The sequence below is a fragment of the Leptodesmis sp. genome, assembly GCF_052746595.1.
The window spans coordinates 16,959-38,877 of the sequence record NZ_JBRAGO010000005.1 but is presented as its reverse complement, the minus strand read 5'-3'; the positions used below and the strand labels follow the sequence as shown (position 1 = coordinate 38,877).

The window sequence follows — 21,919 nt, the reverse complement described above, 5'->3', positions numbered from 1 at the left end:
ACTCTCCACGCCTTATTCCATGTTCCTGCTCCCCCGACTTCGCTCTAAGGCTGAATCAACCGCCTGCTGTTGATCTCGGTGAGTGATCCACTGATGATAGGTGCGAGTATGAACGGCGACGGAATGCCCCATCATGCGAGCAGCCACGGTATCGGGCAGGCCAAAGTGAATGGTTCGTACAGCCCAGGCATGGCGCAGATCGTAGGGAGAAAAGGGAATATCGTAGCGGCGAAACTGCACAGATACCAATTGACCAATGCGCTGTAGTGTGGTTTTGCTCAAGTCAGTTTGCACAGCAGGTAAACAGCCTTCTCGTAATTGAAACTGTTCCACCCACTCCGGATAAAAGGGCCAAACTTCATGACTCCCCGTTTTGGTCGTTGCCAATACCTGCACCGTAGGAGTTGCCCTAGCCTGGGTCAATGCTGAGTAATCGCTGAAGAAAACTTCGTGATTCCGTAAGCCGTAGGTGGCCATAATGCCGTAAACAAAGCGCCATGCCGGATTGGGAATCGTGTTCCAGATGGTAACAATTAGTTCATCGCTGGGTAGTTCGCGAGGTTGAGCGCGACTAGCCCCATAACTGCCCCAGAAAGATTTCAACTCAATCGGTAATTCCAGATTGAGAAATGTGGCGAAGGCACTTAAGGCCGTACAGCAAACCTGACGGCTGCGCGTGTGTGAATTAGTACTGCGAACAGTGGCATAAATAGCCTCGGCAAGGCTGAGGCTGGGATTGGCCTGGGCGATCGCCTCCAATTTCCGCAGATAGGGAGCATAGCCAAATTCCCAGGTGGTTTGAGTTGAGGTGGGGTGGCCTCCGCTTCCGGCGTCGGTCAGGAAATACCGTTCAAAGGCTTGAATTTGCTGGGCCAATCCCATCTGATCCAGCCGTCCCCAGCCTGTACCGTAGACATAATTGCGCCAGTCAAACGTATTTTGGATTAACTGGGCGGCAATAATCTTCACCTCCTGTTCTGCCTGCTTCAATCCGGCTGGAGTGGCTGGTAATCCTAAACTCAAGCGTTGTTGATAGGGTTTCAATTTCAAACTTCCAGGGCGGGGAGGAAATGTACCCCGTAAATTTAATTTTTCTCCCCGACGTTCAATTTGCAAGCCCATTTTTGCCGCCTTCAACCGCTGATTCACTTGAGCAATGCGGGTATCCAGTGATGAAACTGTTTCAGCCATGATGTAAGCAAGGAATCGGAGTTTGTGAACACTGTTAAGGATAGGTGTTGTCACTTGCCTTTGATATTCAGTGCGTCATCCTCTTGGAATTTAGTATAGCGATATAAAAAATTGGGTTTGACAGAAAATCATCCGGATAATGCATTTATACTACTATCACTTCGTCGCTCCAAACTAAAGCCCCCAAAGCACGCATGGGGGCTTCTCTTTTGGTTGGCAAAATCTTTCGTGCCAAATTGCTAACATTGAGTAAAATTCAGCGTGTTCGTTTCCATGACTCCAGGTTGGTATTTTGTTGCAGCATGTTCGTTGGCTAATTCTGGTCTTGATCGGGGGGTACTTCTGCATCCTGGCGGCACTCGTCCTACCAACCCAGGCTAATGCTCAGGAAATAACACCCATAGCAATCGCTCGTCGGTCTGATCGATCGCCAGAAATATCTTCCATTAGCCATCTGGCCATCCCAAATCCCAAATCCCAAATCCCAAATGGAGTGGCTCTGATCGCCCAAGTCTCCGTTCAAGACCTGCAACAGCAACAGCAGCAACTGGAACAACAGCGATTGCAACTATCTGAACAACAAAAGTACCTCAAGAACCTGGAAAGGGCCGCTCAGAAGAACCTCAAAGGCTTGCAAAAAACGGCCAAAGCCACAGGCAAGCAGATTCAGGTCAGCGATGCTCAGTTGCAAACCGCTATCCGTCAGCTTCAGACCTTAGAAGGGAAACTGGCGATCGCGGAGCGCTCCTATCGCCAGAAGCAGGGAGCCACGATCGCCCGTCTGCAATTTTTGCAGCGGCAGCAACTGGATCGGGGTTGGGCTGTCCTGTTACAAAGCCGCAGTCTGAATGATTTTTTGGATCGGCGCTATCGGCTGAAATTGCTTTACCAGAACGATCGCCAGAGCTTAGCCGAACTACAAGCGAATGCCGACCAACTAGAGCAACAGCGCGATCAGGTGGAACGAAAGAAAAATGAAATTGCTTTGCTGAAACAACAACTGGAGCTTCAGAAGGCCAGCATGGAAGACCAGATTGCAGGCCAGAAAGAGAATATTGATCGCCTGAAGAGCGATCGGCGGGCAATGGCTGTAGCAGAAGCCCAGCTAGAACAGGACTCTCGAACGATCGCTCTGCTGATTCAGCAACATACGGGCGCAGGTGGGTACGGATTAGCCTTTCGTGGCACAGGACAAATGCTGCTGCCCTGCTTAGGTGAAATTACCAGTGGCTTTGGCTGGCGTATGCATCCGGTGTTGGGCTATGAACGCTTCCATACTGGGATTGATATTGGGGCCGATTACGGTTCCACCATCTATGCAGCAGAACAGGGATTGGTGATTTTTGCAGGCTGGTATGGCGGCTATGGTAATGCCGTGATCATTGACCACGGGGGTGGCATCACCACGCTGTATGGCCATACCAGTGAGTTGTATGTCTCCGAGGGACAAACGGTGCAGCGGGGACAGGCGATCGCGGCGGTCGGTTCCACAGGTCTTTCCACTGGCCCCCACCTTCATTTTGAAGTTCGCCGAGAAGGAGAACCAACCGATCCTGTAGCTTTTCTCTAGGAGAAACAGGCTCAGAGTCTCCTAAGAATCTACCAGGGGAAGCATTAACTGGCGGCCACGGAAAATCCGCATTAAGTCGTAGGGCCAATTCTGTCTGTATACTTAGTTTTCTTCACTGTTACAGGTTCACCAGCAGTTTAAGATCGCGTTAACGGTTTGACAGATCTCAGTTAAGTAAGTAGGGCAAGGGATCGCGGAATCCTGCTACCGTTTTTACGCCGCATTACTGGCCTCCTGAGTTGTCGAACCTATACCAGGATTACCTAAGCCACTTTTTAGTCAGGATGACAGCTTTTGGAGGGAGCAGCGATCGTGACCACTACTCAGCCAAATAGGGCCAAACAACGTTTCCTCTTTCAAGGTCTGTTGCCCCTGAAACGCTCAACCCTGGTAGCTGATGTCATCGCAGGTATCGTTCTGGCGGCTGTGGGAATTCCTGAAGTCATGGGCTATACCAAGATTGCGGGTACTCCGATCGCCACAGGGTTATACACCTTTTTATTGCCAGCCTTCACCTTTGCGGTGCTTGGCTCATCCCGTCATTTAGTCGTTGCAGCCGACTCAGCTACCGCCGCGATCCTGGCCTCTAATGTATCTCGTCTGGCCCAGATTGGCAGTCCTCAATATGTGGCTCTTACCGAACTGGTAGCGCTGATAGCAGCTGCACTACTGTTATTGGCTCGCCTGTTTAAGCTGGGATTCCTGGCCGATTTTCTGTCTCGCACGGTGTTGATTGGGTTTCTGACAGGGGTTGGCATCCAAGTGGCCGTTGGGCAACTCGGAGTGCTTCTGGGCGTTGCGGAAGGGGGGCACGGTAGCATCAAGCATCTGCTCTCGGTAGTCCAGAATTTGCCCAACACACACTTACCAACCGTGGGAATTTCTCTGGCTGTTCTCGCCGTCATTATTCTGTCGGAAAAGCTCTGGCCCAAATTTCCTGGTGCGCTCCTGGCTGTAGTTGGCGCGATCGCCGCCAGTTGGGTATTTCATTTTGCCGATTACGGCATTAAGATTATTGGTGCTGTCCCCAGAGGATTACCCTCCTTTGGGCTACCGGCAGTGTCACTGGATGATATTTCGTCACTGCTGGGTGTGGCAGTCTCGTGCTGCATTGTGATCATTGCCCAGAGTGCAGCAACATCTCGTGCATTTGCTTTGCGATACAATGAACCCTTCAATGAAGATGCCGATCTGATCGGTTTAGCGGCAGCGAACATGGCAGCGGCGATCAGTGGTACGTTTATTGTCAACGGTAGCCCCACCAAAACCACTATTGTGGATGCAGCAGGGGGAAGAAGTCAAATTTCCCAAATCGTGACCGTCGCGATCGTGCTGATTGTGGTTTTGTTTTTGACAGATCCCATTAGCTATTTACCCACAGCCGCTCTAGCTGCGATCGTTTGCTTGATTGGGATTAAGTTGATTGACTTGCGAGGTCTGCGGGATATTTTTAAAACCCATCGAGACGAGTTCTATCTTGCAGTCATTACGGCTGCCACTGTGGTCTTTGTTGGAGTTCGGGAAGGGATTATTGTTGCGATCGTATTGTCATTAATTCTTCATGTTCGCCACAGTTATCGGCCTCACTCAGCGGTACTGGTTCACAAGAATCATTTTTGGCAGCCACTGCCTGTCGTTCCCGGTAGCATGAGTGCACCCGGTGTGATTATCTATCGCTTTAGCAGAGATATTTTCTATGCCAATGCTAACTGCTTCTCCGATCAAGTGCGGATGTTGGCAGAAACAGCCACCTTGCCACTGCAATGGTTCATCTTAGAGGCTAGAGCAATTACTGAAATTGATTATTCTGCATCACAAACGATTCGCGATGTTGTTCAAGCTTTAGCGAGTCAGAACATTACGTTTATTGTGACGGGTCTGACTCCAGAGGTGAAAGCCCAATTCGATCGTGACGGGTTAACAAAACTAATTGGCTCTGACCATTTTTACAACCGTTTAGGAGATGCGTTGAAGGCATTCCGTCACTTGCATAAGTCTGCGTCGGGTGAGTGAACAGAAACTTCATGACTATCCACCACTCTCAGCGCATTGCTAAATCTTCTGTGGCAGAGAGGCTATGCAGCGTATTGGCAGGCAATTCAATAAACACCCCTGGCTCTAAAACGACTTCCTGCCCTGCTAGCCAGAAAATTCCCCGACCCTGAATGACGGTAATAAAGCCGCTGTAGGAACTGGTATGTTCAGGAATTTGAATCCCTGCGTGTAAGCAAATCAGCATGGCTTGCCGCTTCTCATCTTTGACTAAGCGTTTTCTGAACGTACCTTTGTCGCCATATTCAATTTCATCTTGTAATTGAACTGCGAAAGGGGGGTGGCTGTTGCGAGCATAGGGGATCAACCTCCGGATAATAACGAGTTGGGCGCTGCGATCGCTGCCCTACCAACTTGGTTTGTACCATGCGTCTCAGACTGAGTAGAATTCAGTACCTTTGTTTAAAACTATTAAGGCAGCACTCAGTCTCGGTACCTCCTGACCCATGAGGGTTTGGATTTGGATCAGGGGCAAAGCGCAGGTATTTGGGGGGGAGGGAACCGGTATTTTATCTGGGGATGTTGATTGTTCAGGCTGCATGATCTATCCTGCCCCTTTATTTTCCAGTCATGCTATACTGGCGAAGTTACGAGGGCATGTAGCTCAGAGGATAGAGCACCAGATTCCGGTTCTGGGTGTCGCAGGTTCGACTCCTGCCATGCTCGTCGATTCACACTCCTTCTCCTTAAAGCCGAGCCGCGAAGGTGATCACAGTTGAGAGTTCAGAAACACCGAACAAAGATAACCTCTGTCCGGCGATCGCAGTCATCAACCAGCCCAAATCTTTTCTAAAACCGTGGCTGGTGCAATATCAGACATTTTTCCAGTCAGAGACTTAATGCCGACAAACCGATTGCTGGCAGGCAAAAGCTTCTCTGGATCAGTTGGGCCAAATAACGCCATTGTGAAGGTTTTCACCGCTACGGCCAGATGCATCGGAGCGCTATCGGTGCAGATCATCAGACTGGCTCCTGCAATCATCGCCGTTAATTTTCCAACATCGCCGGGACTGGTCACTTTCAGACTGGGGCAAGCTTGCAGGAGGGCTTCCACAAATTCTGTGTCCTCTGGCCCTCTAATAACGACCACTGGCAAATCCGGTTGCTTCTCGGCAAAGTCCTGAATAATCCCTTTCCAACTATTTACCGGATAAATTTTATCAATTCCCTTAGCTTTGGCCAGTTGGCTAGAGCCTCCATGAATCAACACGTAACCTCCACTGCCAATCCCCAGTCGCTGCCGCTCCGCATCGGCCCAGTCCAGATCCTTGGCTGGAACGCTCACCGCCAGGTCAGGACAGGGAGTATGAATATTCAACCCTTTTACCAGGTCGTGGTACATACAGGCCGCATACTGGTCTTTCTTCAAGGGCACCGGATTCGTCAGAAACATATCCCCTCCTCCACCGGAAAAGCCTACCCGCGTCGGGATCCCCGTCAGCCACAGGAGAAATCCAACTGTCCACCGTTGGCCCAAGGAAAGGGCAATTTCATACTCACGATCGCGCAGAATTCCCAATAGATTGGACCAATCGGCCAGACTGTTTCGCCCTTTGAAATCGAACGGGATCGTCGAATGTACCGATTTAGAAATTCGATAGGCTGGAAGTGCCCGGGGTTCGACCACCACATCAATTTCACAATGTGGATAGGTCTGCTTGAGAGTATCTAGCGTAGGAAAAAATAGGATTTGATCGCCAATTCCACCAGGGACGAGGGCCACTATTTTCATAATAATTCTTTACGCGAATTCGCTCCTTATTTTAGGGGAAGATACCCGAAAGTTTTGTACTTTTGGTTGATTTGCAGCTAGAAATTATCAGTTTTTCTACCCCCCATCTCTGGTTTTTACTTCTCGTTCTCCTGGACTGCAATAATAGAAAGAATTTGTCTTTTAACCGAGAACCACTGTGTATCTACTCATTCCCGCTGCTGGATCCGGTCGCCGGATGGGAAGTAACCGGAATAAGCTGCTCTTACCGTTATTGGGCAAACCACTGCTGGCCTGGACTTTGCTGGCAGCCAAAGCAGCCCACTCAATTCGCTGGATTGGCATCATGGGGCAATCCGATGATTTTCCAGACTTTAAGGAAATCATCATGAATACGGGCATGACCAAAATGGTGCATTTAATCCCCGGTGGTGCCACCCGTCAGGAATCCGTATTTCGTGGTCTACAGGGGCTACCCGCCGTCGCAGAACGGGTCTTAATTCACGATGGCGCACGCTGTCTGGCGACTCCCGACTTGTTCGATCGCTGTGCGGCTGAACTGCTCACCTGCCCCGGTCTGATTGCCGCCATTCCCGTCAAGGACACGATCAAAATCGTCGATCCCAACACGCAGATGATCACGGCTACCCCCGATCGCCGTCATCTCTGGGCTGCCCAAACCCCTCAGGGCTTCCAGGTAGATACCCTCACCCAATGCCATATCAAAGGCATAGAACAGGGCTGGGAAGTTACCGATGATGCGATGCTGTTTGAGCAATGCGGTCAGTCTGTCAAAATTGTGCCCGGAGAGGAAACCAATTTGAAAGTAACCACTCCGGTTGACCTGGCGATCGCGGAATTCATCCTGCGGCAACGAGGGAGATAGGAGATGAGTAAAGGGGTAAATGAGTAAGTGGGTAGGCGGGTAGGTGGGTAATAAATGAGAGATTAATGATGAGCTCATCAGGCTACTACATCATTCTTAACTCTTAACCATCTCCTTTTGCCTTCTTCAAGAAAAGAGGTAACACACTTAATAACGTCAGCATCCCCATTGCCAGGAAAAAGGGCAGGCGATCGCCCCCATGCAACAGTTCCTGACCAGTAAGTCCCAGCCAGCTATAGGCCAGGGTAAGGGGAAGCAGGCCCAGTAAAGTACCCAGAGTATAGGTTTTCAGGGAAATCGGGGTCAAGCCAAACAGAAAATTTACCAGGCTAAAGGGAGATAGGGGCGTAAAGCGAACGGCCAGCACAATACTGAAGGGATAAGTGGCGATCGCTCGATTCAGTCGCCGCAGCAGAGGGTGATGACCAAACTGCCGCTCGATGGGGCTATACAAAAAATATCGGGCTAACCAAAAGGCTCCGATCGCACCCAGGGTACTGCCGATCAGCGACCAGATAGTTCCCCAGAACACCCCAAACAAAGCCCCGCCAGCAACAGCCATGACATTCCCAGGAAACCCCAGGGAAGTGGCAATGATGAAAATCAGGACGAACAGCAGCGGGGCATAGCCTCCCGATCGCTCAAACTCCGAGACCAAAAACTCTTCATTGAACAGTTCTTTAGCAGAACTCAATAGACAAACCACCACCAGCGTAGTTAGCCCTATCCCGGCCCAAATCCAGAGTTCGTACTGTTTGCCAATTCGCATTCTGTTTACCCAACGCTAAAGCAGCTTTAGTCCTGCCGTTCCGTCATCCTCCGGAGTCCATTCCATACTTCTGACACTCCTGGCCCCAGCTATTGTAAGCAACCTCAGGAAAAACAAAAACAGGCCTTTCCTTCTAGATTGTTTGAACAATTTATCCATCATTTTCCATTTTCCTGACACTCCTGTGCTACTATCAATAATCGTGGATAGGCGGGTCGGTGCCCGAGTGGTTAATGGGGGCGGACTGTAAATCCGCTGGCTATGCCTACGCTGGTTCAAATCCAGCCCGGCCCATCCACAAAAACTTATGAACGTTTAATTATGAGTTTTGAATTGTTTTCAAACCCTCAATTCATAATTTATAATTAACCATGCATAGTCACCTTATGCCCGTGTGGCTCAGTGGTAGAGCACACCCTTGGTAAGGGTGAGGTCACGAGTTCAATCCTCGTCACGGGCTTTGATTAAATCCTTCTTAGGGAAAAGTTTGACCTGCAAGTAAACTGAATTTAGCCATGCCGCTACTGCGATGCACTGAATTGCGGTAGCGGACATAGGCAGGGCAAATCCACACTTTTTCGGTGGACGTGTTCCAGTGTGCCTTAACTGTTGTACAAAGCTGCTTATCGAGTTAGATAGCATTTCAGACAACTGGTTGGCAAGGCAACGCTTTTCGTTGCCATTTCGCTTTACAATTTGTGGCAATTCTCAATTTGCCTTGTCCTAATCGGTCGTCCTTATGAGTATTGGCTATCTCGCTCTAGTTCTGCACGCTCACCTGCCCTTTGTCCGCCATCCAGAGAGCGATTACGTTCTAGAAGAAGAATGGCTATTTGAGGCAATTACCGAAACCTATATCCCCCTCATTCGAATGTTTGAGGGCTTAAAACGGGATGGAATTGATTTCAAACTTACCATGAGTTTGACCCCACCCCTGGTTTCCATGTTGCTGGATCCGCTGTTGCAGGAACGCTACAACGAGTACTTGGTCAAACTGGAAGAACTGGCCGAGATGGAGATCGATCGCAACCAGTTCAATGGACATCTCAAGTACCTGGCCGAGCATTATGCCCAGGAATTCAATCAGGTTCGCCACACCTGGGAGGCTTACGGCGGCAATCTCATCAAAGCCTTCAAGCAGTTTTTTGATAGCAACAACCTGGAAATCATTACCTGTGGGGCTACTCATGGCTACTTCCCGTTAATGAAGATGTATCCCCAGGCAGTGTGGGCGCAGATTAAGGTCGCCTGTGAGCATTACGAGCAAACCTTTGGCTGTCCTCCCAATGGCATCTGGCTGCCGGAATGTGGCTACTACGATGGAGTCGAGCGGATGCTGGCGGATGCTGGGTTGCGCTATTTCCTGACCGATGGGCACGGCATTCTCTACGGTCGGCCTCGACCCCGCTTTGGCACCTATGCTCCCGTATTCACCACCAGTGGAGTGGCTGCCTTTGCACGGGATCACGAATCTTCCCAACAGGTGTGGTCGTCGGAAGTGGGCTATCCCGGCTCACCGGAATACCGGGAGTTTTACCGGGATCTGGGCTGGGATGCAGAGTATGACTACATCAAGCCCTACATCATGCCCAATGGTCAGCGGAAAAATGTGGGTATTAAGTATCACAAGATTACCGGACGGGGTTTGGGGCTGAGTGACAAGCAGTTGTATGACCCGTACTGGGCACGGCAGAAGGCATCTGAGAACGCAGGTAATTTCATGTACAACCGGGCGCGGCAGGTGGAGCACCTGTACAGCATCATGCAGCGCAAGCCGATTATTGTATCGCCCTATGACGCAGAACTATTTGGTCACTGGTGGTATGAGGGGCCGTGGTTCCTGGATTATCTCTTCCGTAAGACCTGGCATGACCAGCATAGCTATTCCATGACCCACATGGCGGATTACTTACGGGAACATCCCACGCAACAGGTGATTCATCCGGCTCAGTCCAGTTGGGGCTACAAGGGGTTCCATGAATACTGGTTGAATGAAACGAACTCCTGGATTTATCCCCATCTCCACAAAGCCGCAGAACGGATGATTGAGTTAGCGCGACGAGAGGCTGCCGATGAGTTAGAGACACGGGCCTTGAATCAGGCGGCACGGGAATTATTACTGGCGCAATCTTCAGACTGGGCCTTCATTATGCGAACCGGAACCATGGTACCCTACGCTGTTCGTAGAACTCGATCGCACCTGATGCGCTTCCAAAAACTTTATGAAGATATTCAGCAGGGCAAAATCGATTCCGGTTGGCTGGAAAAGGTGGAAGCGATCGATAATATCTTTCCAGGGATTAATTACCGGGTCTATCGTCCACTGTAGGTGGTGTTTCAAATCTGTGACTTTTGCTTGTAGGGACACTCTGCCAGAACATCTCTGCGAAGTACTCACCTTAGAGAAGTGATGCTGTGGATGGAATGGTTTGTCGAAGTCGCTCGTTTGGGATAATATCAGTTGCCTTGTCTTCTGTTTTCTTTCCCTACTCCCATCTCCTATGGCTCACTGGATCGCTAAAACTCTCGCTACCTTCTTACTCCTCTTACCTCTAACAGCTTGTACAGAATCAAATTCAACAGGACAGGATGAAAGTGGACAGCCAAAAGGACGGTTGGCAACAGTGCTAGGCCGGGGCAAGTTAATTTGTGGGGTGAGTGGAGAGTTGCCAGGCTTTAGTTTTGTCGATCAGGATGGCAAATATTCTGGGTTGGATGTGGATGTGTGTCGGGCGATCGCGGCAGCCCTGTTCGACAATCCCGATGCTGTGGAGTATCGCAACCTGAATGCCAAGGAGCGGTTTACAGCTCTGCAAACCGGAGAGGTGGATGTTTTGAGCCGCAACACCACCTGGACGCTCAGCCGGGATACATCCGTTGGTCTGGACTTTGCCCCGATTATCTTCTTTGATGGTCAGGGCATTATGGTGAAACAATCCAGCAATATCAAAATCCTGGCTGACTTGCAAGATAAATCCATTTGCATTCAAACGGGCACTACCACGGAGCAGAACCTCACCGATCAGATGCAAAAGCGCGGCATCCCCTACAAACCTGTGGTGTTTGAAGATGTGAATACCACCTTTGCCACCTATGCGGAAGGTCGCTGTGATGGAGTAACTGCCGATCGCTCCCAACTGATTTCTCGCCGCACCACGCTTCCCAACCCAGGAGAACACGTCATTCTGCCGGATGTGTTGTCGAAGGAACCCCTCGCCCCCGCTGTTGCCAGTGGTGATTCAGCCTGGGCGGATGCGGTGCGCTGGACGATGTTCTCCCTGTTGGAAGCGGAGGAACTGGGCATTACCTCGCAGAATATGGGCCAGTTTATGACCAGTAAAGATCCCACGGTACGACGGTTTTTGGGTATGGAAGGCGAGTTGGGTAAAGGCATGGGCGTGGCAAATGACTTTGCCGCTCGAATTATCAAACATGTAGGCAATTATGGGGAAATTTACGATCGCAACCTTGGCCCTCAAACTAAACTAAACTTGCCCAGGGGACAAAACAATCTGTGGACAAAAGGTGGTCTTTTGTTTTCCCCACCGTTTAGATAGGGAGTGGAACGGGTGTCTGTGACTCTAAAAAATGTTCGTCGCTGGCCATCTCAAGCGATTCTGTCGCTTCTCTGGATTAGTTCCTTAAGTGACGGTCTTATTAACTGCTCAGGCTCCGGGTTCTACCCAAATTAAACCTTCTCAGATCGGACGAACGCAGCAAGCCGCCAACCGCTCTGGCCCGGTGGTGATTCCAGTTCCTGAAACTGTGCCCCTGATTCCAGTGCCTCGGATGCCGTCTCACGAAATTCGGGGAGTCTGGCTAACCAACATCGACAGTGATGTGTTGTACAGCCCCCAGTTACTGCAAAAGGCCATTCAAGATCTGGCGCAACTGAAGTTTAATACCCTATATCCTGTGGTCTGGAACTGGGGGTATACCCAGTATCCCAGTCAGGTCGCTAAACGAGCGATCGGTCATGCAATAGATCCACGCCCCAGCGGCTTGCGAGGGCGAGATGTGCTGGCAGAACTGATCCAGCAAGGAAAAAAGCATGGCATGACGGTAATTCCCTGGTTTGAATTTGGCTTCATGACCACAGCCGCATCGGAACTGGCAACTCGCAACCCGGACTGGATTACTCAACGACGAGATGGTTCCAAAATTTGGCTGGAAGGGCAGCATCAACGACTTTGGCTCAATCCCTTTAAGCCAGAAGTGCAGCAGTTTATTCAAGACCTGATTCTGGAGATCGTTACCCAATACAAGGTAGACGGCATTCAGTTTGATGACCACATGGGACTGCCAGTGGAGTTTGGCTACGATCCTTACGCGGTTGCCTTATACAAACAGGAGAACAACGGCAAGGCCCCTCCTGCTAATCCCAAAGATCCTGAATGGTTACGGTGGCGGGCCGACAAAATTACTAAATTTATGGGGCAGCTTGTCCGTGAGGTGAAAGCCCGGAAACCATCAATTACTATCTCGATCGCCCCCAATCCCCAAAGCTTTTCCTATGAAAATTACCTACAAGATTGGGACACCTGGCGACGTTTGGGCTACGTGCAGGAATTGATTCTGCAAGTCTACCGGACGGATATGAATGCCTTTACCTGGGAACTGATGCAGCCGGAAGTACAGGAAGCCAAACAGTACATTCCAGTAGGGATTGGCGTATTAACAGGTCTAAGAAATAAACCCGTTCCCATATCCATGATTCAGGAGCAAGTTCAGGCAGCCCGCGATCGAGGCTTTTTAGGAGTCTCTTTCTTCTTTTACGAAACCCTGTGGAACCTCACCAACGAATCCAAAGAACTCCGTAAGGACAGTTTGCGCGATCTCTTCACTCCTTCTGCTCCCCGACCTACGGTGTATTAAGGTGAGTGGGTGGATGGGTAAGGAGTAGAGGAATGCTGGGTAGAGGAGATGAGGGAGATAGGGGGATAGATGAGAAGGGGCTAGTTTTGGTCTTGTCGTAGGAGTAGTGTGTCTAGTGGCCTCAATAATAATGCAGGTTAGGCAACCGTTATAGAGTAGTCAGCAAGAGATAGTAAGAAATTCGCGAACTTGATAGGCCGCTGTGGAAAGAATAGTCGCAGCCTGTTCTATTTCCTCAGCAGTGGTGAATTTGCCAAGCCCAATTCGTAAAGCCCCATCTACTGTGTCTTCCGGTAAATTCAGGGCTGGCAAGACATGGGAAGGAGCTTCAACCCCAGATGAACACGCTGAGCCAGTAGATATTGCAAGTTGATGACGAACTCGAGCAATAATTGTACTATTGGGAATATCAGGAATCGATACATGAAGATTACCTGCTAAGCGATGGTCGATATCGCCATTCACAACTAATCCAGAAATTTTTTCTAGGAGCAACGTTTGAAGGTTATCGCGTTTTATCGCGATCGCCCGCTCGTCTTCCTCCATCTCCAGCGATCGCAACTGACAGGCTTCTCCTAAACCAACAATTCCAGGAACATTGAGCGTACCCGATCGCATCCCCCGCTGATGACCGCCACCAAAGATGAGGGGATCTAAATGGTAACCACTGCGGACAACTAACGCTCCAACTCCTTTTGGCCCGTAGAGCTTGTGGGCTGAAATGGCCAGGTAGGTAATGCCCCACTCTTCAAATTGAATGGGAATTTTGCCGACGGCCTGGGAGCCATCACAGAGAAATGGGACGTTGTAGCGTTGAGCAATCTGCCCAATTTTCTGAATCGGGTAGATGGTGCCAATCTCGTTGTTGGCGGCCATAACGCAGAGTAGGGACAGCCCCTCGGCACAGACTTGTTCCAAATGTTCCATGTCGAGCCTACCTTTGGAATCTACTCGGAGGTAAACCAATTCAGCCCAGCCTCGCTTCTCCAAAGCACGACAAGTATCAAGGACGGCTTTGTGTTCGATTGGCATTAAGCCAATGCGGTGGGTGCCCTCACCCCCAACCCCTCTCTTAAGGCGGGAGAGGGGAGAAAGTAAGCTACCTTGAATGGCAAGATTGATACTCTCTGTGGCCCCTGATGTCCAGATGATTTCCCTTGGTGAGGCTCCGATCAGGTCAGCAACTTGTTGGGCAGCTTGCTTGATGGCAGCTTTGGCGCGATCGCCCCACTCGTGATCAGTGCTGCTGGCATTGCCAAATTCCTCAGTCATGTATTGCAGCACCTTTTGAGCAACCCTGGGATCAACCGGAGTTGTAGCGTGATAATCGAGGTAGATTTGGCTCTGTGGAAGGCTTTTTCCCATTTTTAGAAATCGCTCTTGACTCTGCCGAAAACCTCGGAATGCTTAGGTACTGACAAAGTATAGCGATTTGGAAGGAAATAACGTAACCAACGCATTAGTGTTTGCCAGGCACGATCAGCATCAAAGTTTGGAGATTGGCTGCAAGCCAAAGAGGACAATAAATCTGTTACCGCTCCAAATCTTTGAGGAGTTGAAAGAAGTAAATCTACTTGACGGACGATCGGTTTCTGAAGAAGCAGGGAACCTACATATACTTGAAAAGCGGCTTTAGGCAAATCTGGTGGCACTAGGAAAACGCCTAAATCCAGTAAAGCTGCCTCCCGACTGACTGTACTGAGTTTCTCTAAACGCCCACTGTAGGCAAGATAAAGATCTTCAGGATTTCGTAGAGTTGGCAGCCAAGCATCAGTAGCGATCACTTCCTGAGATTCTTCTTCAGACTCTAACTGAGGTGAAGCCTCAAGAGGGGGAATTGTGGGATATTGCTCCTCCAATAATTGAACAGCTAACTGCATTTGAGCAAAGATGGCTTGATCAACTTGGACAGAGCCAGCGAACAACTCCTTCTCAAAATCTAATAGTTGAGCATTGTTCGCAGGCAGAGGAACTAAAAGCTCCAAGTTTATCTGCCTGACCCAACCTAGGGCTGTAGCTGTAAGATTAGCTGATCCGACCAAGCACTTTTGATCAGCACGGTAATATTTAGCGTGTAAATCAGGTCTTAGCCAAAGTGAAGCGCCGGGACGCTCTTCAAGTAATGTCCAAACTTCTAAATCACTTACACCAGTTAAGACCTCCTCAGGTCGCCAACGAGTCACGCACTTGAGGGAGATTTGAGGAGAGATTTGAGATAGCAATCTTGCCAACGCCGGAGCTTTGATGAAGGGAGCAACAAGAATAACTTCGTTACAAGCTTGGGCACACAACTCCTCTAACTGGCTTCCAGGAAGAACCATGTTTCCTGCCTTTTCCTGTCTACTCCTCAAGCTCTAAAAATTGGCGGGCAATCCTTCCCCAGTCAACACGTGTATCTTGGGCTGCTTGTCGCCGTCTACCATCCGGTTGCTCATCCTCATACCTCGCCCAAGCCATGAGAAGAAGTTTGAGGCCTTCTAAAGAGTTGCTAAGTCGAGTCCTAAGTGTCTCTGCGTCAACGTTGTCTACATCTTTTTCCATAACCTCAACAAGCTTATCGTAGGCAGGATGGCTTGTATTTAGGGTGACAATGATTGCGCCACCTCTAGGTTTAACGGAGAAAAAAGCTGCTGTCTCTAAATCAGCTTCAGCAAAGGTGTACTTTAGTCCATCATTGATTGTTTTTGCTGCCAGATCCTTGGCTTGAGTCTCTGTGACTCCCTGATCCCTTAAAGTCTCTGTAATCTCAGTTTGGCGAATCTCTTTAGGTTTGGACTCGTCTCGATCGCTTTGACCAACGTGCCCTTCCTTTTTTCGTTCCTCTGTAGCAGCCGTAGCAACTTGCTCTGCAACAGGTCCTGTATGGCGTTTATTACCGCTCCGCGTTCCTTTTGTTTGAGCTTTAAGCAGGCGACGGATAATGTTTAATTGAGAGTCAATTTTTTGGATGATATCTAACAGTGGTCCTCGTGGATCTTCATTCTCCTGAAACTCTTCTTTAAGTTGGCTAATGGTCGTTCCATCTTTCAGAAGCGATTCAATGTCAAACTTGACGAGTTCAGCAAAATTTCGAGCAGATTGTTTGTTATTAGTGACTCCAAAAAGATCATCTAAAGATGGAGGAAACTCAACTTCAATTCCCCACCATCTTTCAGTTGGGTCGTATTTAATCACTAGAGTTTGGTCAAGTTCTAGTTCTCGTCCAGCACGAACGATCGAAATACCTACATTTTTTGCTGCGTGCTGCCCATGCGGTAAGCTACCAGGATTCTGTCCAGCACGAGCTTCTTCCTTTGCATAAGAAAAACGTACTTTAACCTCATGACTTTTGCCACGAAACTCTATTGGGTAAGTCCATTCATATTCGCTGTCCCCCTCCCAAGGCTGGAACATCGGTTTGTTGTCGAATGGAGCAGGACAAGAGGTTTTTGCAATAAGATAGCCAGGATCGTTAGGTAAAGCCTCTTTGGGAGGGACAATTACTGTCCCTGGATTATCTAAGTCAAAAGCTAACATCCGGATGGAAACTTGACCGCTTTCTAAAAATTTTCGGTACATTCTGCCAATAATCAATTCAGAATTATCAATAATGGCAGAACCAGTCTTCCAAATGCAGCGATCAAGACGTGACCAGACAACCAAAGTGCCTGTTTTGTCAAAACTCTTGCCTACTCGCCGCCAAACCTCCGGAATTGGTTTAAATTCTGGCTCAGGCACTTCAGTAAGTCTTTGCTGTTTAATCTCTTCTAGGTCAAGGTATGTATGGAGAGCGTTTTCTACTCCATTTTGCCAAGACCAAACATCAACTTTCTGGCACTGGGACACCGAGGAAGATGGCAAGCCCATGCCAAACTTTCCAATACCTGTATGTTTATCTTCATCTAGGTGAGTGCCATTACCAAATTGAAGAGCTAACCGGAGAACATCAGTATCCATTCCACAGCCATTATCTAGTACAGCAATTTGGTGGATACACGATCGCCCTCGCTGGTTAACAAACTTCTTTTTTTCCCCACAGAGTAGTTCAACTTGAGTTGCACCAGCTTGGATTGCATTATCCATCAACTCTGCGATTGCGTAAGCGGCATTCTTATAGCCGTTGTCACGCATCGCTTGAACTGCAAGGTGAGCGGGAACGATAGCATGTGGGTTGCTTGCCATTAGTTGTGCCTCCAAACGTCATCCCAATTACTAAATGCCTCTGCAACAGAACCAAATCCTGGTAAATCAGTATCAATTACAGTTACGATTTCAGCCGTCTCGTTCCCACCTGCCCTCACTCCTCGAATGGCACGTCCTACCATCTGGCTGTAGAGAACGAGGGATTTGGTTGGACGGGTAATCACTGCGGCACTGGTACGAGGCGCATCAAAGCCAGTTGTCAGGACACCGTAGTTACAAAGGATTTTCGTTTCAGAGGAACTATCTTTAAAGCCAGAGATGAGGCGTTCTCGCTCTTGTGGGGAAGTATCGCCTGTTACGGCATCGGCAACAAAGCCTCTAGCGCGAAGTACAGCAGCAAGTAGCTTAGAGTGCTGAACAGAGATACCAAAGACGATAATTCGCTGATGCCGTTGGGCAAGGTTCTCAATCTCTAGCAAGATACGGAGGTTCCTCTGTTCATCTTCAGCAAGACGATCTAGCAGGTGCTGCGGTAGTTCTAGTTCGTCCTTAATACGATTGAGGTCACGCTCAGTAAGGCTCAACCCACTTTCGTAGAATAAGGGGCGGTAATTTGCTTTCGCTAGGTATCCTTCAGCAACAAGATAATCAACTGGACTGTCATATCCTGGTATTTCGAGGGTGACTTTACGCTGTGCAAAGAAGTCTGCTAATTCCGCATCGGCACTAATGTCAGCCCAGGTACGCCCTGGAGTTGCGGTCAATCCTAGCAGCCCTGTTTTGTCATAAGGCACTACGAGAGTATCAGGAACTAGCCTGTATGTTTCTGCGATCGCTTGATGAGCTTCATCAATGATAACGAGGGAACTGCGGCTCCCCAATCTATTGATAAACTGGATGCTAGTCTTAGCTTGACTGTAGGTTTTGGATAGACCTGCCACAACAATTCCGTCTCGCACTTGATCGAGTTCAAGATCGTGATTCCCCCAAAATCGATAGAGAGAAACATCACGATCGCCCAAATATTGCCAAGCTCGCTGAAACTCAGTGGCAGCTTGCTCACAGAGTTCCTCATTATACGCTAGCCAAACAACTAAAGCTGGTTCTTGCGATCGCAGGTGATCTGCAACAATATTCATTGCCGTCCGGGTTTTGCCTGAACCTGTAGGCATATGAAGTAGCACTCGCTTAGGTTCTTGACTTAAGTGCTGCTTAACTTGACGAGCAGCCTTCCTCTGATGAGCAAATAGAGGATACTGCGATTTTATTGTTGTTTTTGTTTGAACTACCTGAATAGATTGAATAGATTGAGGCTGAGGCAACTCAAAAAAATTAAATAAGGCACGTTCGCGCTTTGAACCACGTCTAATACTTACCATTTCTAGAGCATTAAACGCATCCTCATCCTGCTGATAATCTGACTGACTTAGAATAATTGCAAGATTTTTTGCCTCTTCTGATCGTAGTAAATAGATAAGAGACTTGCGATGTTTTTGAAGCAAATACTCGGGGGAATATAGCTTCACAAGCAGCTCTTGCAGTTTTGTAGGTGTAGCAAGACTAGGATCAAGAAGCTTGAGTAGCCGAATGACAGAACCACCCAATATCTCTTGTAGTGTTTCGTCGTCTGCTCGTGACAATAAGCTTTTAAAGTTCAATTTTTCTCAATCCTCAAAGCTCAAATTTTAAGTCTCGTTGCAAATAGTAGACGAAGCAGCGTCTGTTCGAAAAGCAGCGATTGGATAATCACCCACCGCTTTGCATTGCGAAGAGCCGCCGCCGAGGGGAGTTGGGCGGTTGGGCTGGGGGTCAGCAGGTGACGCAGGGCCTCTTTGTGGAGCGGGGCGAGTGGGGGAAAGGTTGGCATTGGGAAACAACATGAGGATAGGACAATTTTCTTTAGGAAACGCTGCGCGATCGGGTTAGAGGAGCATCCTGAATCTTTTGAAGAGGCGTATCATGAGTAGAAATCACCACCAAGGCACAAGGCAGACAAAGCAAGTTCTTGGTGTCCTCCGTAGCTCTGTGGTTCTTTTTTGGCAACCGCCTAAGCATCTGGCTCCACCCCCAGTGCTCTCAACTGCTCTGCTAATCGCTGCGATCGCGCCTCCGCCTCAGCTGCCTCTGCCATCGCCTGGACTGCAACTTCCGTCGGGGTTGGTACCAACTCTCCCGACTGCGTAAAGTAGCGCAACTGCCCATCCTGTACCCCCAAAAACAGCCCCAGCACCTCACTCCAGCGCCAACCGGCCTGATTGGGGGCAATGGCTTCGTGGTGTTGCCCAACCAGCCGATAGCCCTCAAACTCCAGCGTGTCTGGCGAAAACCAAAAATACTCCAGAGTTCTGAAGCGATCCTGGTAAAGAGCTTTTTTCAGGCTGCGATCGATTCGAGCCATGGCAGGGGACAGTAACTCAATAATCAAGTCGGGATACTGCCCGCCTTCCTCCCACACCACCCAGGATTTGCGGGATTTGCGCTCAGTATGAGTCACCAAGAAGAAATTTGGGCCGCGAAAGTCGCGCTTTTTAAGCTGGTCACGGCTGAAGTAAATGGTGAGGTTAGCCCCGATGAAAAAGTCAGTGCGATCGCGCCACAGCCATTCCAGACAGGCCACCAGCAGTGCCAACTGAGCATCGTGTAACGAACTCTCCATCTCCGGTTCATGCTCTCCAGTTGACGGGCATCGGGCATTAAATCTGCCAATTCCTGAGCCGTTAGGGTCATGATGGTCTGCTCTCCACACTGAGACGGCTTCCCGGTGTTTCCATTGTACAAGCCTGTCAAGGGAAGATTTGAGACAGGGAGAGGGGCGGCTTTCCCACCGGCAGCGCGATCGCACTAGACGGGGCAAAAATCCGGCGATTCAGATAGCCAAACTGCCCCGGTGTAATTTGAGCGGGTTCGCTGTAGGCTTCCAGCGTGCGATCAACCACATTGAACAGCCAATAGTGGGGAATTTCGGCCTCAGCATAGAGCGAAAGCTTCACCGTGCGATCGTATTCCAGCGAGGAGTCTGCGACCTCAATCACCAGCAGCGTATCAGCCGCAGTGGGATGGGCTGTTTCGTAATCATCTTCCCGGTTTTGCACGATTGCAAAATCTGGCTCTGGTTCCCCATCAAAGGCAAGCGTAATGGGTGACTGGCATCGAAGTGTTGCTTGCTGTCCAAGGATTGAGGGTAAGACCCTAAGCAATCGCGTGATACAAGTTTCATGAGCCGTTCCCTTCGCCGCCATTTGTATCAACTCTCCCCGAATCAGTTCAATATGATCGTCCTCACTCAGAAAACCAAGTTCCACTAGACGGTGGTAGTCCTGCACCGTAAATCGCACAGGTTGAGGGGGCTGATTCGGTTTGATGTCGGTTGCGATCATCACGCCTCCTAAATGGCTATAAATGACAGGCTAGACACGGCAAGGTCGCATCTTCTTGATCCAAAATTGCCTCTAAAGCTTCCACTAAAGGGCGATCGGGTTTTTGTTGAGATTCCCGCGCCATCGCCTTTTCATGATCAGCAATAATCTGGTCTTTGCGATCGAGCAATTCTAATAGTGTTTCCCCCTGGTTCCAGGTATAGGTTCTGCCATCTCGGTGATTTTGCTCATATTCAACTGCCTTTTGGAACAGATCAGGATGCTCCTGAGCCAGCATCACCCATTCATACTTGCGTTGAAAGAAGCAAAAGTAGCAACCCGATCGACTGCGCCACTTGTAGTACTTGGGTAGTCCGATGCCACTTTCTTCTAGCAAGCGCAAAATATCCGCTTTTACCAATCCCCGTTCTTTGAACGGGTAAACCGCTTTGATATTTGGCTTGGTAGAAATATAGCCATCTCGATGCTCATCAGCTCGAATCCCGACATAGCTAATGGCTGCGTCATTGCCAATAAAGGCTTCTAGGGGCTTGATTTTAAGCTGCTTTGTACACCATCGCATCTGGGGTGAAGGAAGTGTCCCCCCATAAACGTCTAACCAGTGATCAAACCCCCGCTCTGCACTCAAATACTTAATCTTGATTCCTAACCGGGCTTTAATCCGCTCTAAATACTCGTAAGTTTCTGGCAATTCGCGGTGTGTGTCACAAAAAAAATACTCCATCTGTGGCACTTCCTGATGCAGCAGAACAGCTAAAGCAGTACTGTCTTTGCCTCCTGACAGCCCTAAAATATGTCGTGGCTGTTTGTTGGTAGCGGTGTTCTCCATACTGTTATCCTACTTTGGCCGGCCTGGCTGTTGATTGATTGGTTGGCAATTGATTGGTTGGCATTGGAGGCTGCGCGGTTTCTTCCAGCACGCGATCGCTAAGAAGGGTTAGTAAAGCCTGTTGCAGTTGAGGTTCAGCACATTCTGCCAGAATTCTTTCAATTAGCGGTTCGAGGCGTTGCTGCTGTTCCTGATCCATCCAGACCATGCGGTGAATTTCGCTACCATCAGATCGAGTGATTGTCAACCGTCGGGCTTCAAATCCACATCGACTCTGAGCCGCAACATCTTTTTGCAACGCTTCCAAATTTTTGAACCGTCGCGCCAAGTCACTTAGATTTAACTCAAAAGCTGTAACATCCTGATCCGTCCAGGCTTCTGCTGGTTTATCGGCCACAATCATTAGCAACGACTCTAACCAGGCGCGATCGCTCATCGTTTCATCGGCTGCTGCTCGCACAAATCGGTTAAGTTGAGGCTCCAAACAAACTCCCAGCAGGTACTTTGCCCGAAATTGCAGATCTAGCCGTAGCTGGT

Annotated in this window: 17 protein-coding genes, 3 tRNA genes and 1 pseudogene; 9 read left to right on the top strand and 12 right to left on the bottom strand. The window is 49.3% G+C overall.

Annotated elements, in window-relative coordinates; translation table 11 throughout:
- Positions 1 to 12 precede the first annotated feature (12 nt).
- Positions 13 to 1,191, bottom strand: coding sequence for a site-specific integrase (locus tag ACUVQO_RS02090; protein ID WP_445924236.1), 1,179 nt, complete (start codon positions 1,189 to 1,191; stop codon positions 13 to 15).
- A 292-nt stretch (positions 1,192 to 1,483) separates the two neighbouring features.
- On the opposite strand from ACUVQO_RS02090, the gene ACUVQO_RS02085 reads away from it, so the two are divergent.
- Entirely contained in the window at positions 1,484 to 2,761 is a 1,278-nt protein-coding gene (locus ACUVQO_RS02085) for a murein hydrolase activator EnvC family protein (protein WP_445924235.1), read from the top strand.
- Positions 2,762 to 3,073: 312 nt separating this feature from the next.
- Positions 3,074 to 4,774, top strand: coding sequence for a SulP family inorganic anion transporter (locus tag ACUVQO_RS02080; protein ID WP_445924234.1), 1,701 nt, complete (start codon positions 3,074 to 3,076; stop codon positions 4,772 to 4,774).
- Between the two features lie 28 nt (positions 4,775 to 4,802).
- Here the strand turns inward: ACUVQO_RS02080 and ACUVQO_RS02075 are convergent, their stop codons facing one another.
- Positions 4,803 to 5,000, bottom strand: coding sequence for a cupin domain-containing protein (locus ACUVQO_RS02075; RefSeq protein WP_445924233.1), 198 nt, complete (start codon positions 4,998 to 5,000; stop codon positions 4,803 to 4,805).
- A gap of 406 nt (positions 5,001 to 5,406) precedes the next feature.
- Between ACUVQO_RS02075 and ACUVQO_RS02070 the strand changes: the two genes are divergently transcribed.
- A tRNA-Arg gene (locus ACUVQO_RS02070) sits at positions 5,407 to 5,479 on the top strand.
- A 103-nt stretch (positions 5,480 to 5,582) separates the two neighbouring features.
- Here the strand turns inward: ACUVQO_RS02070 and ACUVQO_RS02065 are convergent.
- Positions 5,583 to 6,545: a glycosyltransferase family 9 protein gene (locus ACUVQO_RS02065; RefSeq protein WP_445924232.1), complete on the bottom strand. Its 963-nt coding sequence runs from the start codon at positions 6,543 to 6,545 to the stop codon at positions 5,583 to 5,585.
- A gap of 178 nt (positions 6,546 to 6,723) precedes the next feature.
- Here ACUVQO_RS02065 and ispD point away from each other — a divergent pair, with 178 nt between their 5' ends.
- Positions 6,724 to 7,410, top strand: a complete 687-nt coding sequence (gene ispD, locus ACUVQO_RS02060) for a 2-C-methyl-D-erythritol 4-phosphate cytidylyltransferase (RefSeq protein ID WP_445924231.1) — start codon at positions 6,724 to 6,726, stop codon at positions 7,408 to 7,410.
- A gap of 103 nt (positions 7,411 to 7,513) precedes the next feature.
- On the opposite strand, the gene ACUVQO_RS02055 is transcribed toward ispD, so the two are convergent.
- Positions 7,514 to 8,179, bottom strand: a complete 666-nt coding sequence (locus tag ACUVQO_RS02055; protein WP_445924230.1) for a TVP38/TMEM64 family protein — start codon at positions 8,177 to 8,179, stop codon at positions 7,514 to 7,516.
- Between the two features lie 212 nt (positions 8,180 to 8,391).
- Between ACUVQO_RS02055 and ACUVQO_RS02050 the strand changes: the two genes are divergently transcribed.
- From ACUVQO_RS02050 to ACUVQO_RS02030, 5 genes are all read left to right on the top strand, one after another.
- Positions 8,392 to 8,473, top strand: a tRNA-Tyr gene (locus ACUVQO_RS02050).
- Positions 8,474 to 8,567: 94 nt separating this feature from the next.
- Positions 8,568 to 8,639 (top strand) — tRNA-Thr (locus ACUVQO_RS02045).
- Positions 8,640 to 8,918: 279 nt separating this feature from the next.
- On the top strand, positions 8,919 to 10,508 hold the full coding sequence (locus ACUVQO_RS02040; RefSeq protein ID WP_445924229.1) for a glycoside hydrolase family 57 protein: 1,590 nt from the start codon (positions 8,919 to 8,921) through the stop codon (positions 10,506 to 10,508).
- A gap of 172 nt (positions 10,509 to 10,680) precedes the next feature.
- A complete protein-coding gene (locus ACUVQO_RS02035; RefSeq protein ID WP_445924228.1) occupies positions 10,681 to 11,736 on the top strand; it encodes an amino acid ABC transporter substrate-binding protein in 1,056 nt (351 codons plus the stop codon).
- A gap of 88 nt (positions 11,737 to 11,824) precedes the next feature.
- Complete coding sequence (locus ACUVQO_RS02030) at positions 11,825 to 13,054, top strand: glycoside hydrolase family 10 protein (protein ID WP_445924227.1); 1,230 nt, start codon at positions 11,825 to 11,827, stop codon at positions 13,052 to 13,054.
- A 159-nt stretch (positions 13,055 to 13,213) separates the two neighbouring features.
- On the opposite strand, the gene ACUVQO_RS02025 is transcribed toward ACUVQO_RS02030, so the two are convergent.
- The 8 genes and pseudogenes from ACUVQO_RS02025 to ACUVQO_RS01990 all read right to left on the bottom strand — a co-directional run.
- Complete coding sequence (locus ACUVQO_RS02025; protein ID WP_445924226.1) at positions 13,214 to 14,419, bottom strand: cysteine desulfurase family protein; 1,206 nt, start codon at positions 14,417 to 14,419, stop codon at positions 13,214 to 13,216.
- 2 nt (positions 14,420 to 14,421) lie between these two features.
- Positions 14,422 to 15,375, bottom strand: coding sequence for a phospholipase D family protein (locus ACUVQO_RS02020; protein ID WP_445924225.1), 954 nt, complete (start codon positions 15,373 to 15,375; stop codon positions 14,422 to 14,424).
- 19 nt (positions 15,376 to 15,394) lie between these two features.
- Complete coding sequence (locus ACUVQO_RS02015; protein ID WP_445924224.1) at positions 15,395 to 17,215, bottom strand: ATP-binding protein; 1,821 nt, start codon at positions 17,213 to 17,215, stop codon at positions 15,395 to 15,397.
- Positions 17,215 to 18,834 carry a DEAD/DEAH box helicase gene (locus ACUVQO_RS02010; RefSeq protein ID WP_445924223.1) on the bottom strand — a complete coding sequence of 540 codons (1,620 nt, stop codon included), beginning with the start codon at positions 18,832 to 18,834 and terminating at the stop codon, positions 17,215 to 17,217. Before ACUVQO_RS02010 ends, ACUVQO_RS02015 begins: the two co-directional genes overlap by 1 nt.
- Before the next feature lie 389 nt (positions 18,835 to 19,223).
- A complete protein-coding gene (locus tag ACUVQO_RS02005) occupies positions 19,224 to 19,832 on the bottom strand; it encodes a Uma2 family endonuclease (protein WP_445924222.1) in 609 nt (202 codons plus the stop codon).
- A 127-nt stretch (positions 19,833 to 19,959) separates the two neighbouring features.
- Positions 19,960 to 20,553, bottom strand: a complete 594-nt coding sequence (locus ACUVQO_RS02000; protein WP_445924274.1) for a Uma2 family endonuclease — start codon at positions 20,551 to 20,553, stop codon at positions 19,960 to 19,962.
- Positions 20,554 to 20,569: 16 nt separating this feature from the next.
- On the bottom strand, positions 20,570 to 21,382 hold the full coding sequence (locus ACUVQO_RS01995; RefSeq protein WP_445924221.1) for a phosphoadenosine phosphosulfate reductase family protein: 813 nt from the start codon (positions 21,380 to 21,382) through the stop codon (positions 20,570 to 20,572).
- Positions 21,383 to 21,386: 4 nt separating this feature from the next.
- Positions 21,387 to 21,919: pseudogene (locus ACUVQO_RS01990) on the bottom strand (hypothetical protein); the annotation flags it as partial.